This is a genomic window from Rahnella sp. BIGb0603 (assembly GCF_024808755.1).
Taxonomy (GTDB): Bacteria; Pseudomonadota; Gammaproteobacteria; order Enterobacterales; family Enterobacteriaceae; genus Rahnella; species Rahnella contaminans.
The window spans coordinates 263,329-281,180 of sequence record NZ_JANUEX010000002.1; the positions used below are offsets into that span (position 1 = coordinate 263,329).

At 55.9% G+C, this 17,852-nt stretch carries 16 protein-coding genes; 11 read left to right on the top strand and 5 right to left on the bottom strand.

What is annotated here, in order from left to right; all coding sequences use genetic code 11:
- Positions 1–2 precede the first annotated feature (2 nt).
- The 3 genes from M2403_RS06350 to M2403_RS06360 all read right to left on the bottom strand — a co-directional run bounded on the left by M2403_RS06350 (position 3) and on the right by M2403_RS06360 (position 3,061).
- A complete protein-coding gene (locus M2403_RS06350) occupies positions 3–842 on the bottom strand; it encodes a carbohydrate ABC transporter permease (RefSeq protein ID WP_259228760.1) in 840 nt (279 codons plus the stop codon).
- The gene (locus tag M2403_RS06355; protein WP_259228761.1) at positions 839–1,741 is read right to left on the bottom strand and encodes a carbohydrate ABC transporter permease; all 903 of its coding nucleotides are present in this window, start codon (positions 1,739–1,741) and stop codon (positions 839–841) included. Before M2403_RS06355 ends, M2403_RS06350 begins: the two co-directional genes overlap by 4 nt.
- Before the next feature lie 69 nt (positions 1,742–1,810).
- Positions 1,811–3,061 carry an extracellular solute-binding protein gene (locus tag M2403_RS06360; protein ID WP_259228762.1) on the bottom strand — a complete coding sequence of 417 codons (1,251 nt, stop codon included), beginning with the start codon at positions 3,059–3,061 and terminating at the stop codon, positions 1,811–1,813.
- 316 nt (positions 3,062–3,377) lie between these two features.
- On the opposite strand from M2403_RS06360, the gene M2403_RS06365 reads away from it, so the two are divergent.
- From M2403_RS06365 to xdhC, 6 genes are all read left to right on the top strand, one after another.
- Complete coding sequence (locus M2403_RS06365) at positions 3,378–4,550, top strand: ROK family transcriptional regulator (RefSeq protein WP_193333141.1); 1,173 nt, start codon at positions 3,378–3,380, stop codon at positions 4,548–4,550.
- 120 nt (positions 4,551–4,670) lie between these two features.
- Positions 4,671–6,023: a guanine deaminase gene (guaD, locus tag M2403_RS06370; protein ID WP_259228763.1), complete on the top strand. Its 1,353-nt coding sequence runs from the start codon at positions 4,671–4,673 to the stop codon at positions 6,021–6,023.
- On the top strand, positions 6,020–6,691 hold the full coding sequence (locus tag M2403_RS06375; RefSeq protein ID WP_259228764.1) for a TetR family transcriptional regulator C-terminal domain-containing protein: 672 nt from the start codon (positions 6,020–6,022) through the stop codon (positions 6,689–6,691). The genes guaD and M2403_RS06375 overlap by 4 nt, the downstream gene beginning before the upstream one ends.
- An 11-nt stretch (positions 6,692–6,702) precedes the next feature.
- Entirely contained in the window at positions 6,703–8,106 is a 1,404-nt protein-coding gene (xdhA, locus tag M2403_RS06380) for a xanthine dehydrogenase small subunit (protein ID WP_259228765.1), read from the top strand.
- Positions 8,099–10,516 (top strand): xanthine dehydrogenase molybdopterin binding subunit, encoded by a 2,418-nt coding sequence (gene xdhB, locus M2403_RS06385; RefSeq protein ID WP_259228766.1) that lies wholly within the window; start codon positions 8,099–8,101, stop codon positions 10,514–10,516. Before xdhA ends, xdhB begins: the two co-directional genes overlap by 8 nt.
- Before the next feature lie 11 nt (positions 10,517–10,527).
- A complete protein-coding gene (xdhC, locus tag M2403_RS06390; protein WP_208951144.1) occupies positions 10,528–11,316 on the top strand; it encodes a xanthine dehydrogenase accessory protein XdhC in 789 nt (262 codons plus the stop codon).
- A gap of 27 nt (positions 11,317–11,343) precedes the next feature.
- Here the strand turns inward: xdhC and M2403_RS06395 are convergent, their stop codons facing one another.
- Complete coding sequence (locus M2403_RS06395; RefSeq protein ID WP_259228767.1) at positions 11,344–11,646, bottom strand: helix-turn-helix transcriptional regulator; 303 nt, start codon at positions 11,644–11,646, stop codon at positions 11,344–11,346.
- On the bottom strand, positions 11,630–11,968 hold the full coding sequence (locus M2403_RS06400) for a type II toxin-antitoxin system RelE/ParE family toxin (protein WP_255562213.1): 339 nt from the start codon (positions 11,966–11,968) through the stop codon (positions 11,630–11,632). Before M2403_RS06400 ends, M2403_RS06395 begins: the two co-directional genes overlap by 17 nt.
- Positions 11,969–12,288: 320 nt before the next feature.
- Between M2403_RS06400 and M2403_RS06405 the strand changes: the two genes are divergently transcribed.
- From M2403_RS06405 to M2403_RS06425, 5 genes are all read left to right on the top strand, one after another.
- On the top strand, positions 12,289–13,350 hold the full coding sequence (locus M2403_RS06405) for an ABC transporter ATP-binding protein (RefSeq protein WP_259228768.1): 1,062 nt from the start codon (positions 12,289–12,291) through the stop codon (positions 13,348–13,350).
- 54 nt (positions 13,351–13,404) lie between these two features.
- Entirely contained in the window at positions 13,405–14,406 is a 1,002-nt protein-coding gene (locus M2403_RS06410; RefSeq protein WP_259228769.1) for an ABC transporter substrate-binding protein, read from the top strand.
- A gap of 19 nt (positions 14,407–14,425) precedes the next feature.
- Positions 14,426–16,159, top strand: coding sequence for an iron ABC transporter permease (locus M2403_RS06415; protein WP_259228770.1), 1,734 nt, complete (start codon positions 14,426–14,428; stop codon positions 16,157–16,159).
- A gap of 93 nt (positions 16,160–16,252) precedes the next feature.
- Positions 16,253–16,867, top strand: coding sequence for a dual specificity protein phosphatase (locus M2403_RS06420; protein WP_259228771.1), 615 nt, complete (start codon positions 16,253–16,255; stop codon positions 16,865–16,867).
- Positions 16,868–17,151: 284 nt separating this feature from the next.
- Positions 17,152–17,847, top strand: a complete 696-nt coding sequence (locus tag M2403_RS06425) for a GntR family transcriptional regulator (protein WP_259228772.1) — start codon at positions 17,152–17,154, stop codon at positions 17,845–17,847.
- Positions 17,848–17,852: the final 5 nt, after the last annotated feature.

The window sequence follows — 17,852 nt, forward strand, 5'->3', positions numbered from 1 at the left end:
ATTCAGCCTTTGCTGCCGCCGGCGGTTAACCCGCTGACCAGCGTTTTTTGCAGCCAGAGCGCAATAAAGAGCGGCGGAATGGCCGCAAGAATGCCGACGGCGGCAATCAGCCCGTCATCGGTGGCGCGCCCGGCGGTGAATCCGGCGATAGTCACCGGCAATGTCTGGGCGTTGATATTGTTGGTAAACAGCAGGGCGTAGAAAAATTCATCCCAGGCCAGCAGCCAGCCGAACATCGCCGAAGCGCCGAGCGCCGGTTTCGCCAGCGGCAACGTGATGCGCAGCAATACCTGCCAGTACCGCAATCCGTCGAGGCGTGAAGCCTGTTCGATATCCACCGGCAGTGCGTCGAACTGGTTTTTCAGCATCCAGGTCAGGAACGGCAAAATCATCGAGCAATACACCAGAATCAGCCCGATATGCGTGTTCAGCAGGGTCAGCTTTTCCAGAATGAAATACAGCGGCAGCACGAAGGCCACCGGCGGCACCATATAGATTGCCAGGCTGCCAAACAGCCAGCCGTCGCGGCCTGGGTAGCGTGAGAAGCTGTACGCCGCCGGGATCGCCAGCAGCAGGGAAATCACCGTTGCGCCGCAGGCCACCAGCAAACTGTTGCCGAGCGCGTGCAGGAACAACGCGCCTGGTGTTCCTGCATGCAACGTCAGCAGGCTGGCATAACGGCTGAAATCCCAGTGGCGCGGCAGCCATTCCAGCGGAATGCGGGTCAGATCTTCCGCTGAACTGACGCTCATCAGGAACATCCACAACAGCGGCGCGAGTATGGATAGGGCCAGAACCAGCGCGGCGAGATAACGTAAAACGAGCCGGATTTTCTGTTTCATTCTGCATTCCCCGAACGGCGCTGGCGCAGCAGCATGACCATATAAACCAGAATTAACAGGGCGCAAATCAGCGTCATGAAAATAGCGTAAGCGGCACCGCTGCCCGCCCGCAGATAGCTGAAAGATTCCTGATAGACAAAGAAGCTGACGGTTTTGGTGCTGTCGAGCGGGCCGCCGCGGGTCATCACGTAGATGATGTCGAAGACTTTAAACGCGTCGATGGTGCGCAAAATCAGCGCCACTGCCAGCGGAGCCGCAATCGCCGGTAAGGTGATTTTACGAAAGCGCAGGAACGCCGACGCGCCGTCGAGCCGCGCGGCTTCAAACAAATCCTCAGGAATGGTTTGCAGCGCCGCCAGCACCAGCAGGGTGATCAGCGGATAGTTCTTCCAGATATCGGCAAACATCACGGCGTTAATGGCAGACGACGGGTCGCCGAGCCAGCTGCGGTAGGTGTCGATAAGGCCAAGCTGGGAAAGCAGGGCGTTGATGCTGCCGTAGTCCGGATTAAAGTTCAGCCGCCACATTGTGGCGTTAACAATCGTCGGCAGCGCCCAGGGCAAGATCACCAGCACGCGTAACGCACTGCGCCCCCGGAATTTCTGGTTCAGCAGCAGCGCCACCAGCACGCCGATGAAGCCTTCGAAACTCACCGAAACTACGGTGAAATAGAGCGTCCGCCACAGTGCGGCGCGAAAATCCGGATCGGTCAGAGCATAAATAAAATTGTCGCTGCCGACCCAGTTGGGCGCAGAACCGTCGCCAATCAGGCCAGCGTCGGTGAAACTGAGCCACAGCGTGCGGGCCAGTGGCCAGGCGGTCAGCAGAAACATCATTAACAACATGGGCGCAAGGAGCAACCAGGCCTGTCGACGTTCTCGTTGCGGTAAAGTCAGCATAATTTTCCGTGGTGTTGGTTTGCCCCGCATACCGCAGTATCCGGGGCATTGTGTTGGCTTTAAAAAAACTTAACGTAAACGGTCAGCGGCTGTGGTTGCGGCTTCCATACCATCTTTCGCCGGGGTTTTACCCTGCAATACCGCCTGAATGTTTTGCTGCAAAATGTTCGACAAGCGTGAGTAATCTGCCGTCACCGGGCGCGAAAGCATCACATTCAACGAGACTTTTGCCGCCGCAATCAGGGCTTCCTGATCTTTCTGCACCGCCGGGTCGTCATAAGAGGATTTCCAGATTGGCAGGCTCAGTTTGGCGTATTTGTTCTGTACCGGTTGGGAGGTCATGTAGCTGATGTATTCCCACGCCTGATCCGGATGCGCACTGGCTTTGGCGATGCCCAAACCCATCGAACCGTTCACGCCGGACGCCTCACCTGCGGTTTCGCCCGGTGCCGGGATCACACCGACGTCACCCGCGACTTTGCTCTGTTTCGGGTCGTTGGCCATGTTGTACATGTAGGTCCAGTTCAGCGCGAAGGCCGCGTCGCCGTTGGAAAACGACTTACGCACGTCCTCTTCCAGATATTCGCGGGAGTTCGGGTTGGTCAGCCCTTTATCCAGCGTCTCTTTCATGTAGTTGATGGCTTTCATCGCGCCGGTATTGGTGAAGTTCAGCTTACCGTCTTTGTAGAAATCGCCTTTGAACGCCGAAACCAGCGTGGTGTAGTCACAGAGCAAGGCTTCGGATTGTGACCAGCTCCAGACCAGCGGGAATTTAACGATGCCTTTTTCTTTCAGGATCTCAGACTGTTTCTCCACGTCAGCCCAGGTCGCAGGCGGGGTGGTGATCCCGGCTTTTGCCAGCATCGCTTTGTTGTAATACAGATATTTGGTGTCGAGGATCCACGGCATGCCCCAGCGTTTATCTTTGTAGGTCACGGTAGAAATCGCGCCGTCAAAAATCTTGCTGCTTTCGTCTGCGGGAATACGCGCCGTGACATCCTGCAACAGGCCGTATTTGTTGAATTCGGCTGGCCAGATCGCATCAAACAGCACCACGTCATAACCTTTGTCACCGGCGCCGCGGGCGGCCACGATTTTGTCGTGCAGCGCTTCGTACGGGACAAATTCCAGATTCACTTTGATGTCAGGGTGTTGTTTGGTGAAGTCCGCGGTCATGGCGCGGATATCGGCTTCGCTGTACGCCGCCTGAGTCATAAACACGGCACTGAGCGTGGTTTCAGCCAGTGCATTCACCGAATATCCCAGGGTGAGGGCAGATAGGGCGCACAGGGTGGCCGCAGGGGTAAGTCGTAGGCTCATCGTCATTCTCCGAAACAGGGTTAAGTTTATTAAATCAATTTGATTGCTTTAATGGACTAAAAAAAATGGGATGACCGTTGATGACGGCAACCCCTGCATCCCTGCCGGATTGATACTTGCTACCTGAGGCTTAAAACGAATTCTATAAACGGTGCAAACTGAATAGTGACTGACGATTATTATTAACATACCAATAACATTGAAAGCTGTGATGGCATCGTCATATTCATATTCTAATATTTATAAAATCAATTTGATTGCTGTAATCACTCTCCGCATACTGCCCACAGGTTTCCCCTTTGGGTACAAGGCCGTGATAACAACTTCTGGTACCAATCTTGAACATGCCCGCGCGCACAATCGCCGGGTCGTCATCGAAGCCATTCGCCTCAACGGTGAGCTGACCCGCGCGGAAATTGCCCGGCTGACGTCGCTCACGCCGCAGACGGTTTCCAATATTGCGACCGAACTCGAACAGGCGGGCATACTCTCTTCCCATCTGCCGCGTCGTGCGGGCGGACGTGGTCAACCGGCAACGCCACTGACACTCAATCCTGACAGCGCCTATTCCATCGGCATCCATCTTGATCATCAGTCGCTGCTGATTGTGCTGGTGGATCTCACGGGCTCGGTGCGTTTTCGCCACCAGATCCACATACAGAAACCTCAGCCTGAGCCCACGCTGGCCCTGATTGATCAGATACTGCAAGAAATGCGCCAACAGGTGAAAATCGACTGGCGCAAAATGCTGGGCGTCGGCGTGGTGATGCCGGGGCCGTTTGGCGTTGAGGGCATTTCTTCGCAGGGGCCGACCACGCTGCACGGCTGGGATAATGTGGATATTGAAGCGCGGTTGAGTGCGTCTACCGGCTGGCCGGTCACGCTTGAAAACGATGCGACGGTGGCGGCCATCGGCGAGCGTTTTCACGGCATTGCCAAGCAGCTTTCCTCGTTTGTGTATCTCTATATCGGCACCGGCCTCGGCGCGGGGATCTTCACCGACGGGCGGATTTACACCGGTCATGCACATAATGCGGGCGAGGTCGGCCACATTGTGGTGCAACCGGGCGGTCGCGAATGCTATTGCGGCAACAAAGGATGCCTCGAACGCTACGTTTCTTTGCAAGCTGCGTACGAAGCCTGCGGGCTGGATCCGATGTCCGCCATGCCGGAAGATTTGCTGAATGTCGATGAGGCCTTGTTTGATAAATGGCTGGATACTGCGGTCGAACCGGCGCTTCAGGCTATCAATATTATGGAATGCGTGTTTGATGCGCAGAGCGTGATTATCGGCGGCACGATGCCGAAACCGCTGGTGGAGAAGCTGATCAGGCGCCTGACGCCGCTCTACAGCTCAGTGCGCAGCCGGTATGCGCAAAGTGCGCGGATCCGCATCGGGATGTCCGGCAGCGATACCCCGGCGCTGGGCGCGGCTGCGTTGCCGATCTTTGATGAATTCAATCCGCAATATGAGGTGTTGCTGAAGTAGTTTTGGCTGACGCACAGAAAAAGAACCAGACGGTCTGACCGGTTGGTCAGATTTGGCATAAGCTTTGCAAACGTTCTGTTATTAATCATCAATAAGAATGTTGCACAGAAGGACTATGCCATGAGTCAGGTTATCACCCGCGCGGTACGCGGAAACTTCTTTGATATCCGCCAGCCGGTCTCCGGGCCGGAAGAACTTGAAGCCAGCGTACGTTATATCGAAGACGGCCTGATGCTGCTGAGCGGCGGCCATATCGTCTGGCTCGGGGAATGGCTGGAGGGCGAAGCAAAGCTCGCTGGCGTGCGAAAAACCGCCGGGCTGGAAATTGATGATTACCGCGACAAACTGATCGTTCCCGGTTTTGTCGATACCCATATTCACTACCCGCAAACCGAAATGATCGGCGCGTACGGCGAGCAACTGCTCGAATGGCTGACGCGCTATACCTTTCCGACAGAACAACAATATCACTGCGCGGATTACGCAAAGCGCATGTCGAAATTCTTCATCAACCAGCTTTTACTCAACGGCACCACCACGGCGCTGGTGTTTGGAACCGTGCATCCGCAGTCCGTTGATGCGCTGTTCAAAGAAGCGTCTGACATCAACATGCGGCTGGTGGCAGGCAAAGTGATGATGGACAAAAACGCCCCCGACGCACTGCTGGAAACCCCGGAGCAAAGTGAAGCCGATACGCGCGCACTGATTGCGCGCTGGCATAACCGTCAGCGCCTGAGCTACGCGCTGACGCCGCGTTTTGCGCCGACATCCTCGCCTGAACTGCTGCAAAAAGTCCGTCTGCTGAAGCTGGAATTCCCGGACGTGTATATGCACACCCATCTCAGCGAAAACGTGGCGGAACTCTCCTGGGTAAAAGAAATGCACCCGGAACATCAGCATTATCTCGACGTTTATCATCAGCACGGTCTGACCGGCGAGCGCTGCGTGTTTGCGCATTGCCTGCATCTTGATGACAGCGAATGGGACTGTCTGAGCGAAACGGATTCGACGATTGCGTTTTGCCCGACGTCCAACCTGTTTCTCGGCAGCGGTTTGTTCAACCTGCAAAAAACCTGGCAGAAGCAGATCCGCGTGGGGATGGGCACCGACGTTGGCGCAGGCACCACTTTCAACATGCTGCAAACGTTGCTCGAAGCTTACAAAGTCGGCCAGCTGCAACGTTACCGGTTATCGGCTTTCGAAGCTTTTTACCACGCCACGCTGGGCGGCGCGCGGGCGCTGCATCTCGATGACAAAATCGGCAATTTTGACGCAGGAAAAGAAGCCGATTTCGTGGTGCTCGAGCCGGGGGTCAGCGCGCTGCAAAAACTGCGTGCGACCAACAGCAATACGCTTGCCGAAAAGCTGTTTGTGCTGATGACGCTGGGCGACGACCGCAATGTTTACAGCACGTATGTCGATGGCGAACAGGTCTATGCGCGCGATGCTTTGCAGGGGGAACGTTCAGCATGATGAACAATGAAACCGGCGGCAAAGTCCGCGTCGCACGTGAACGAACACTGGAGAATATCCACGCCGCCGCCATTGCTGAATTTAGCGAAAAAGGCTTTCAGGGCGCGACGACTCAGGCCATTGCTCAGCGCGCGGGGATCAAAAAAGCCCAGCTGCATTATTACATCGCCGGAAAAGAGGAGCTGTACGAAGAACTCTTGCAGAAAGTGCTGAAAGTCTGGGGCGACATCATTCAGTTCGACCCGACGCTCAGTGAACCTGAAGCCGTGCTGAGCCGCTACATCCGCAACAAGCTGAGTTTTTCGTTCGACCAGCCGGAACTCTCGCGCATTTTCACCAGCGAAGTGCTGAGCGGTGGCCATTATTTGCAGAAGTACTGGCCGCAGGCGACACAGAACATCGTCGGAAAAGAAAACCTGATCCATCAGTGGATTGTTGAGGGCAAAATCCGCCCGCTGGATGCGCGTCTGTTCATCATGCACATCTGGGCGCTGACGCAGTATTACGCCGATTTCGCCGTGCAGGTGAAACATATGTACGGCAATTTCGGGGGCGATACACAGGCGCGCGAGCACATTATTGGTGAAGTGACGACACTGATTCTGAATGGCTGTAAAGCCTTTGCTCCTCCCCCTTCGCAGGGTAGAGAGCGAACCAGTGATTTTTGAAGGATATGATCATGATCCAGTTTCTGATGAACGGCAGGATCCAGACGGAAAATCTGCCGGACGATACCACGGTTCTCCAGTATCTGCGCCTCGATGCCGGGCGCTGCGGTACCAAAGAAGGCTGCGCCTCCGGTGACTGCGGCGCCTGCACCGTCGTGCTGGCCGAAAAAGAGGGCGACAGGCTGAAATACACCACGGTCAACGCCTGCCTGACGTTTATGCCTGCGATACATGGCAAACAGCTGATCACCGTGGAAGATCTCAAACATCGTGGCGAACTGCATCACGTGCAGCAAGCGATGGCGGATAACCACGCCTCGCAGTGCGGTTTCTGCACGCCGGGGTTTGTGATGTCGCTGTTTGCGCTGGAAAAACAGCAGCAGGCTTTCAGCGTGGAGCATACTCAGCACGCGCTTTCCGGCAATCTCTGCCGCTGCACCGGTTATCGTCCGATCATGGATGCGGCGAAAGCCATTTGTGATGCGCCGCAGCCTGATCAGTTTGATGCTGATGCACAGCAGACGCTTGAAAAGCTAAGGGCAATTTCTGCCACTGACCAGCCGGTGAGCATGGATGAACTGGCCGCACGTTATCTTGCTGAACCGGATGCACGTCTGGTGGCGGGCGGCACCGATCTGGCGCTGGAAGTGACCCAGCGCTATCAGCGTCTGCCGAAACTGATTTCACTGAGTCATATTCCTGAACTCAAAATGATTACGCTGACCGGTCAGGCTATTCACATTGGCGCTGCGGCACCGCTGAGCGACTGTATGCCGGTCTTACACGATGAATTCCCCGAATTCGGCGAATTGCTTGAACGCTTTGCTTCACAGCAAATCCGTAATCAGGGCACATTTGGCGGCAATATCGCCAACGGCTCACCGATTGGCGACGGCGGCCCGGTTCTGCTGGCGCTGGGGGCGTCATTACTGTTGCGTTGCGGCGCGGCACAACGCGAATTACCGCTGGACGAATTCTTCCTCGGCTATCGCAAAACGGCGTTACAGCCGGGCGAATTTATTGAGCAAATCCGCATCCCGCGCGTGACGTCTGAGGCTCGGCAGTTGCGGGTATACAAAGTGTCGAAACGGCTCGAGGACGACATTTCAGCGGTGTGCGCCGCGCTACAGATTGAAGTCCGCGACGGCGTGGTGGTGCATGCACGCATCGCGTTCGGCGGCATGGCGGAAGTGGCGAAACGCGCTACCCATTGTGAAGCGCAACTGCTCGGGCAACCGTGGCAAACCGCCACCCTTGAGCACGCATGTCAGGCACTGGAGAAGGATTTCACACCGATCACTGATTTCCGCGCCAGCCGCGAATACCGCATGCAGGTCGCCAAAAACCTGCTGCGCCGCTGCCATATCGAACTGACTTCTCCTGAAACGCTGATGCGGGTAACTCATTATGTCTGAAACCAAACCGTCACTTTCCCGGCAGGAGATGGAACAGTTGTTCCGTGCCGGACTTCAAAGCGGCGTGGGCAAAAGCCAGAAACACGAAAGCGCGGATAAACACGTCAGCGGAGAAGCGGTGTACACCGATGACCGGCTGGAGTTTCCGCGTCAGCTGCATCTGGTGCCGCTGCTCAGCCCGCACGCGCACGCCGACATTCTGCATATCGATACCGGACCTTGTTACAGCGTGCCGGGCGTGGTGCGGGTGATGACGGCGGAAGATGTGCCGGGTAATCCTGATATTGCGCCGCTGACCCACGGCGACCCGCTGATGGCGCAGGGCGTGGTGGAATACGTCGGGCAGATTGTGCTGGTGGTCGCCGCGACTTCTCCGGAAGCCGCCCGCGCCGCCGTTGCGCTGGCGAAAGTGGATTATCAGCCCCGTGACGCCGTGCTGACCATCAAACAGGCTCTGGCACTTGAGCATTACGTGGAAGAACCGCATCAGCATAAACGCGGCGATGCCGGAATGGCGCTGGCCTGTGCGCCGCACCGCCTGCAGGGCGAGCTGGAGATTGGCGGGCAGGAGCATTTTTATCTGGAAACGCAGATTGCGTCGGTGATGCCGGGCGAAGACGGCGCGATGCTGGTTTACAGCTCGACGCAGCATCCGACCGAAGTCCAGAAACTGGTGGCCTCGGTGCTGGATTTACCGATGCACAAAGTGGTGGTCGATATGCGTCGCATGGGCGGCGGTTTTGGAGGTAAGGAAACGCAGGCGGCAGGCACGGCCTGTCTGGCCGCGCTGGCGGCACACCTTACCGGACGCCCGGCGAAAATGCGTCTGGCGCGGCAGGACGACATGCTGATCACCGGCAAACGACATCCGTTTCACGTCAGCTACGACGTCGGGTTTACGGATGACGGCATCATTCACGGTATCGACCTGAAGCTGGCGGCCAACTGCGGGTATTCGCTGGATCTCTCCGGTTCTATTGTTGACCGGGCGATGTTCCATTCCGATAACGCCTATTACCTCGGCGACGCCCTAATAACCGGTTACCGCTGTAAAACCAATATGGCGTCTAATACTGCATACCGCGGTTTTGGCGGGCCACAGGGAATTCTGGCCATCGAGCATATTGTCGATCACATCGCCCGCGAACTGGGGAGGGATCCGCTGACCGTGCGCAAAAACAATTACTACGGCCAGGAAACCCGTAACGTCACACATTACCACCAGCCGGTCGGTCAGAATCTGCTTGAGGAGATGACCCGCCAGCTGGAAGAAAGCGCGGAATATGCCGCAAGGCGTGACGCTGTCACTCTTTTCAATCAAAACAATCCGTATCTTAAAAAGGGGCTGGCGCTGACGCCGGTGAAATTCGGCATCTCCTTTACCGCCAGTTTTCTCAATCAGGCGGGGGCTCTGGTGCTGGTTTACACCGACGGCAGCATTCAGCTCAACCACGGCGGCACGGAAATGGGACAGGGGCTCAATACCAAAGTGGCACAGGTGGTCGCCGAAGTTTTTCAGGTGGATATCAGCCGCATTCAGATTACGGCTACGGACACCGGAAAAGTGCCGAATACCTCGCCAACGGCCGCCTCTTCCGGCGCAGACCTTAACGGTAAAGCGGCGCAGAATGCAGCCGAAATCATTAAAGCGCGCATGGTGGAAATGCTGATGCGTGTTCACGACGCGGCAGAAAGCGACGTGGAGTTTAGCAACGGCCTGGTGCGGGTCAAAAACCAGTATTTCAGCTTTGAGCAGGTCGCCACCCAGTGCTGGCTCAATCAGGTGCCGCTTTCCAGCACCGGCTATTACAAAACGCCGAAGATTTTCTATGACCGCAGCAAGGCAGCCGGGCATCCTTTCTATTATTTCTCGTATGGTGCGGCCTGCGCCGAGGTGCTGGTTGATACGCTGACCGGCGAATACAAACTGCTGCGCGCCGATATTCTGCATGACGTTGGCGATTCGCTGAATCCGGCGATAGACATCGGCCAGGTGGAAGGCGGATTTGTTCAGGGCATGGGCTGGCTGACGACCGAAGAACTGGTATGGAACGACAAAGGGCGGCTGATGACCAGTGGCCCGGCGGCGTACAAAATCCCGGCCATTGGTAATATCCCGCAGGATTTGCGCGTTCATCTGGTGGAAAACCGAAAGAACCCGGAAGACACGGTTTTCCATTCCAAAGCCGTGGGTGAACCACCGTTTATGCACGGAATATCTGTCTGGTGCGCGATTAAAGACGCGGTTTCCAGTCTCGCGGATTACCGCGTTCATCCGCATATCGATGCACCTGCCACGCCGGAAAGGGTGCTGAACGGCATTAATCAGCTGAGATTTTACGGTGACGTTGTCACAAGGGACGGCTGTGAAACACCCCTCAGCGAAATAACCGAAAAAGCGAACGGTTAACGGAGGTTTTTATGCGTACCGATGACTGGATAACCCGTTTACATGACCTACGGCAGCGCGGCGAGCCTTGCGTGGTGGCGACGCTGGTCGATCAGCAAGGTTCAACGCCGCGTGATGCGGGCAGTAAAATGCTGATCACCGCCGGTGACCAGTTTTATACCCTGGGCGGCGGAAATCTGGAGTTTCAGGTCACTGCCATTGCCCGTGAAATGCTGCAACAGGGCGCGAAAACCAGCCGGTTAGAGCGTTTCTCGTTAGGCGCACGGCTCGGTCAATGCTGCGGGGGGATGGCGTCCGTTTTGCTGGAACCCCTCGGGCAACCTCAGCCGCATGTGGTGGTGTATGGCGCCGGACACGTCGGCCGCGCGCTGGTGAACATACTCAGTACGTTACCGTGCCGGATAACCTGGGTGGATGCGCGTGCCAGTGAATTTCCTGTTCACGTTGACCCGCAGATTACCTGTGTGGTGGATGACGAGCCGGAAGGCACCGTGGCGCAAATGCCCGCGGGCAGTTACTTCATGGTTTTGACCCACGATCATCAGCTGGATTTTGCCCTCAGCGAAAAGATTCTGAAACGCGGTGATTTCCGCTACTTCGGACTGATTGGTTCTGAGACGAAGCGTAAACGCTTTGATTATCGTTTATCCGGCAAGGGGATTTCCGGCGAGCAACTGATGAGAATGCGTTGCCCGGTCGGCCTGCCGGATGTGCGGGGTAAACTCCCCGCTGAAATCGCAGTGGCGATAGCGGGGGAATTTATCGCGGCGTACGGGGCGCAAAATCAGGCGGTTAACTGACAGACTTTTGTCCGGACCCGCTGAAGGCTAGCCGTGCAGTTTTTTGAATTCAAAAGTGCCGCCAAGCGCGACCGCGTAACGACTGACGGTATTAAGCGTCGGGGATGCGGCACCGTTTTCAAACCGGCTGATATTTTGTTTTTTTATGCCGGTGCGCCGCGCGATATCCTCCTGCGTCAGGGATTCCGCCAGCCGCGCTGCCTTGAGTTCGGCGACCATTTTTTTGTGTACCTGAATGGCCTCATACGCTGCGGCGAATTCAGGATCCTGCATCATCTCCTCCATAACTGCGCTGAGGGGAATGAGTTTGTTTTCATCGTAATCTTTCATATTCATCCTTTTTAATATTTTTCATACGTTGTAATGCCAGTTCTAAATCCTGAAGCGGCGTTTTAGCCGTTTTCTTATGCAGGATATGCACGACATAAATGCGGCGACCCTGCATAAAAAAATAAAACGCTCTGCCCAGGCCCTCCAGACTGGTTACCCGGACTTCCCGTATTCCATTTCCGACATACCGGACCTGCGGATCCTGTAACGCGGCACCGTAGATCTCCAGCTCCTTCAAAGCATCAGCAATGCTGGCACTCAGCGTGGGAGGCAACTTGCGAAGCTCCTTCATGGCAGCGGGTAATACCGTCACGTCGTACACAATGGCGTTCCTTGCGGTGGAGTATGATTACGTTTTGTGCAAAGTGGAAGTAATCATTTATGATTATTTTTAAACGGGAACGGGGTTCACATACTTTCCCGCACCCGACGCGTTGTGCCATCGCACCCGCGCATCCTGTCGGGTATTTGCAGGGAATTCAGAAGGGCGATCTTTTCCTCCGCGATGTCTCGCAAGAAATAAATCACTGAAACATAAGACAAACCAAACCTTCTCAACCCGTTCATAAAACAGTCACAAATCCGCAGTAATTTGTTTTCTCATTGAACAGGCCATCGCCGCTTTGAGGAAAACACCGACGCATGTCTGCCATCCAGATTTCCCACCTGAGTAAATCCTTCGCCACACAACCGGTGCTTAACGATGTCTCCCTGCATATCCGGCCGGGGGAGTTTGTGGCCGTGCTGGGCCCCTCGGGTTGCGGAAAAACTACACTCCTGCGTACCGTGGCGGGGTTCGAGCCGGTCAACAGCGGCACGATCACCGTTGGCGACCGTCTGTTTTCATCGCCAGATGTGCATGTGCAGCCGGAGAAACGTGAGCTGGGAATTGTGTTTCAGAATTACGCGTTGTGGCCGCATATGTCGGTGGAAGAAAACGTGGCGTACAGCCTGAAAGTCGTGGGAATGGATCGTAATGAACGGCGCGTACGCACACAAGAGGCGCTGACGCTGGTCGGGTTACGCGAATTTGCGACACGGCGGCCATCGGATTTATCGGGAGGTCAGCGGCAGCGTGTTGCGCTGGCACGTTGTCTGGTTACACGCCCGGGCGTAGTGCTGCTCGATGAACCGCTGGCAAACCTGGATGTACACCTGCGGGCGGCGATGGAAGAAGAGTTCAGCCGTTTTCATCAGCACACCGGCGCGACGCTGCTGTATATCACTCATGACCAGCAGGAGGCGATGTCGCTGGCGGACCGCGTGGTGGTGATGAACGAAGGGCGCGTGATGCAGTTTGCCACGCCACAGATTTTGTACCGGGAACCGGCCAATGAAATGGTCGCCACGTTTATCGATGAGGGGCGCGTCATTCCGGTGACGGATGTTCAGCCGGACGGCAACGGACATGCGCGGGTAGCGATTTTTGGCACCTGCGTCAGATTGTGTACGGCGGTTTCACAGCCTTCCGTGGCAAAAGCGCAGGCATGTGTTCACGCGGCGGATTTACGTTTTGCCGAACCGGGCGAAGCGGGGATTGCCGCACGGGTTTCCCGGCAGATTTATCGCGGCGGCTACTGCCAGACAGACATCACGCCATATGCCGCGCCGGAACTCCGATTATCCATTCATTCTAAAAAAGAGGTTCAGCCGGGTGACAACGTCACTTTTATCATCACGGACGGCTGGGTACTTCCTCAATGATCCCTTCTCAATTCACTCATTCTTAAAACTATTGATTCTCAAAAGGACAGGGCTATGCACATTTCTAATACCATCAGATTGAGTTTTTGCACGCTGTCACTGGCTACCGTGCTGTTCACTTCTGCCAATGCGGCAGAAACGGCGTCGGGCAAACTGGTGATTTATACCTCTCAGGCACCGGAAATCGCACAACAGACAGTCGATGCCTTTAAAGCGGCATATCCCGACGTTCAGGTGGAATGGACGCGTAACGGCACCACGCAGCTGATGAATGTGTTGCAGACGGAAATGATGGCCGGAGATGTGAAAGCCGATGTGCTGCTGGTGGCAGATTCCATCAATCTGGGTGCGCTGAAAAAAGACGGCAAGCTGATGGCGTATCCTGATGCGCCGGTCAGTAATATCAGCCCGGATTTTTACGATAAAGATAAAACCTGGTTCGGCACAAAAATCATCGCCACGGTCATTGCTTACAACACGAAAAATGCCAAACCGGTCGGCAGCTGGATGGCGCTGACCGACGCACAGAATAAAGGCCAGGTGGCGGTGCCAAGCCCGTTGTATTCCGGGGCTGCGCTTTATCACCTGCACACGGCCATTAACACGCCGGATATTGGCTGGGCGTTTTATCAGAAACTGGCGGCAAACGGGATTACGCCGGAAGGTGGAAATGGCCCGGCGCTGAAAGCCGTTGCCAGCGGCATGGCGAAATACGGTGTGATCACGGATGCCGATATTATTCGTGCAAAGAAACAAGGCTCCCCGATTGATCTGGTGTATCCGAAAGAAGGCGCGTCATTTGTGACAGAGCCGGTAGCCATCCTCGCCGGGGCGCATAACGTGCCGGCAGCCAAAGCGTTTGTGAATTTCATGCTCTCGCCGCAGGGACAGCAACTGGTGGCAAAACAGGGTAACCGTCCGATTGATGCCAGCGTGCCGGCACCTGAAGGGTTTGCGCCGGTGGGTTCCATCAAACTGCTGACGCTCGATTCTGACAAAGCCGTGGCTGACGATAAGCAGGTACGTGCGAAATTCACAGAAATCTTCGGCGGCTGATGGCTGAAGGGAAAGGCAGATGAGCGTGATGAGTGAAATTCAGCGCCGCACGGTGGCAGCGCACAAGCGTTACTGGCCGGGCAGCGAAAAGGCGGTTCTCTGGGGGCTGACGCTGCTGATTGGCATTTTGTCTGTAGCACCGCTGGCGCGACTGGTGTGGGCGGCGGTGGCACCGCAGGGTATCCCGGATTTCTCGCGGTTGAGCCATCTGCTGGGAACGCGACGGGTGCTGACCGCCACGCTGAATACGCTGACGATTGCCGTTGTCTCCACGTTGCTGGCGATGTTGCTCGGCACCGTGGCGGCGCTGCTTATCGCGTTAACCAATTTACGCGGCAAGCAGGCATGGGTTTTCACGTTCATCCTGCCGCTGATGATTCCGCCGCAGGTGACGGCGCTGGCGTGGGTTCAGGCGCTTTCGCCGTCCAGCCCGGTCTTGCAGTTCTTCGGACTGAGCCTGCCGCCGGGTTCCCCTTCGCCGTTATATTCGATGAGCGGCATCCTTCTTTTACTGGGTTTGCACAATGCGCCGCTGGTTTTTCTGATGGTGCGCGCGGGGCTGCGTCGTTTGCCCGCCGATCTGGTTGAAGCTGCGCGGGCAGGCGGGGCGCAACCGTGGCGGGTTCTGTTTACGATCATTTTGCCACTGGTACGTCCGGCGATTTTTGCCGGTGCGGCGCTGTCGTTTGTTACGGCGGCGGGTAATTTCGGTATTCAGGCGATGCTGGGCATTCCGGGGCGCGTTCCCACATTGATCACGCTGGTTTATCAGCAACTCAATACCCTTGGTGCATCGGCGCTGGCGGATATGGCGGTGCTGTCTTTGCTGATTGCCACGATTACGCTGGGCGGTCTGATGATCAGCCGGTGGCTGGGCGGGCGTCAGGATGTGCGTGTGACCGGTACGCCACGATCTTTACATCATTCACTCGGGCGCTGGCGTTTACTGGTAGAGATTATCGTCTGGCTCTGGATGATCCTGACCCTGTTATTGCCGCTTTCCGCGCTTCTGACAACATCACTGACGCAGGGATTCGGGCAGGCGCTGACGTTTAGCAGCCTGACGCTGACTAATTATGCCAATGCGCTGTTCGGGTATCCGGCTATCCGCCAGGCCTTTTTCACCAGTCTGGGGCTGACGCTGCTTACGGCGGTGATCCTGACCGTCGCCTCGCTGTTTCTGGCTTATTTTCTCAGCTGGCAGCGCACGCGGCTGGTGCGTGTTTTACAGTTATCCACGGAGCTGGCTTATGCGTTACCGGGGATTGTCACGGGTATTGCCGCCATTCTGTTTTTCCTTAAACCCCTGCCGCTGATCCACGTCAGCCTGTATGGCACGGTGTGGATTATTCTCGCGGCCTATCTTTCCAACTTTATGGCGCTGGTTCTGCGGCCCACGATGGCGGGCTTTGCGCAGATAGAACGTTCTCTGGATGAGGCCGCACAAATCTTTGGTGCCGGTTTCCTGCGGCGGATGCGCGATATCCTGATGCCGCTGGCGGCACCTTCAGCAATGGCAGGGACGATTCTGGTGGTCCTGACGGCGCTTAATGAAATTCAGGTGTCGGTTCTGCTGGTGACGTCCGGCACTCAAACGCTTGGCCCGATGATTGTGTTTCTCGACGAGGGCGGCTCTTCGACGCTTGCGGCGGCTACAGGTTGCCTGATGATTGGTGTGGTGCTGATGCTGATGTTACTGGCGTCGGTGTTTGCCCGACGTTTGCCGGAAGGTGTGCTGCCGTGGAGGGTATGAATTAAGGAAGTCGGTAAAGTGCTAAACAGGCAAAAGTTTGCGGCTTTCGAATGTGTTACCGTTTCGGAACTCACTGATATCAGGAAGATGATAATGACTGATCCCCGGCAAACGCGTAAACACGCTGAACAAGAAGAAGACAGCCGACCGCTACTCATTAAACTCGTTCCGGTTACCGGACAAAGCCACCGCTGGTTATACCTCGGAAATGGCCTGGCGGCACAGGATGCTTATCTGTTACACCAGCACAACATTACTTCGGCGCTCAATATGGCCGTTAATCTCCAGCTCGGTGATCTGGCGCTGCCGGATGGCACCTGGCTGCGGCGAACTCAAATCGGGCTGATTGACGGGGCGGGCAATACGGTAAATCACCTGCTTGCAGGCGTGCTGGCGCTGGACGGTTTACTGGGACAGGCCAGCCCCGGTAAACGCAGTTATCCGCCACACCGCGCGGCAAATGTGCTGATTCACTGTCGTGGCGGGCGCAGCCGTTCGGTGGCGGTGCTGGCGCTTTATTTGTATTTCACCCAGCAGGATAAATTCCCGACGCCCGAAACCGCGCTGACCTTTTTACGAACCCTGCGCGGCCTGGATAATGCACATCCCTGCGAACCGTTGCTGGCGCTTATTCATCAGGTTGCGGAATTGCCGGTAAAATTTATGTTCGGGCAAATTGCACAACCAGAGACAGGAGCCATGCCGTAATTCCCCTCGTTTCATCACATCCAGCAACAGATTTATTTCAAAGACCCGCACTCCCTGTCATCGCGGGGAGCCTGCGCTGATTCGTCAGCCTGAATCCGGATTCGTATTGATCATGTAAGAATTTAGGGAATGCGTGCGGGAATGATAATTATGATGAATAATACGTGCCGTTTTGTTGCGGACTTGTGCATTATTCACGGCCAGACTTCATTTGCTAATGACGAAAGTTTACGGCCGGTGATAGTTTGCACGAAAACTGCCATAAAGAGGCTATTTAGCATTCCATGAGTAATCAAATTACAACCGCCAAGCAGCTGGAAGTTCAGCGCATTGTCGACGTTTTATCGAAGGCTATCGCACAGCAACGTCTGCGTCCCGGCACACGCCTGGTAGAGTCGCAGCTGGTTGAGGCTCTCAGCGCTAACCGTAATCATGTGCAGGTTGCGCTACAGCGCCTGTCTATGCAGCGCATCGTCACCATTGAACCTAACCGCGGGGCGATGGTGTCACAGCCGACGGCGAAAGAGGCCCGTGAAGTGTTCATTGCCCGCCGTGCGATTGAACGCGCGATAGTGGAAGGGATTAACCCGGACTGTATCCGTCAGCATCGCCAGCGTATTCAGACGCATCTGGACAGCGAGCGGGAAGCGGCGAAATCCGAAGATCGTCGCGTGATTGTGCGTGAGCTGAGCGAGTTTCATCTGATCCTCGGGGAAATCTCGGGCAATAGCGTGCTGAGTGAAATCCTCGCGAACCTGATGGTGCGCAGTTCCCTGATTGTGGCGTTGTATCAGCGCGCCGACGTGTCTTCGTGCCAGTGCGATGAGCATCAGGCGATTATTGAGGCGCTGGAAAGGGGGGATAATGCACTGGCCGTGCAGCTGATGCAGGAACATCTGAACGAACTGGAAAGGGTTCTGGATCTGGATGATGAAGCGTCGGGAGAAATTAATCTTCGTCAGGTGCTGTCGGATCTGTAGCCGCA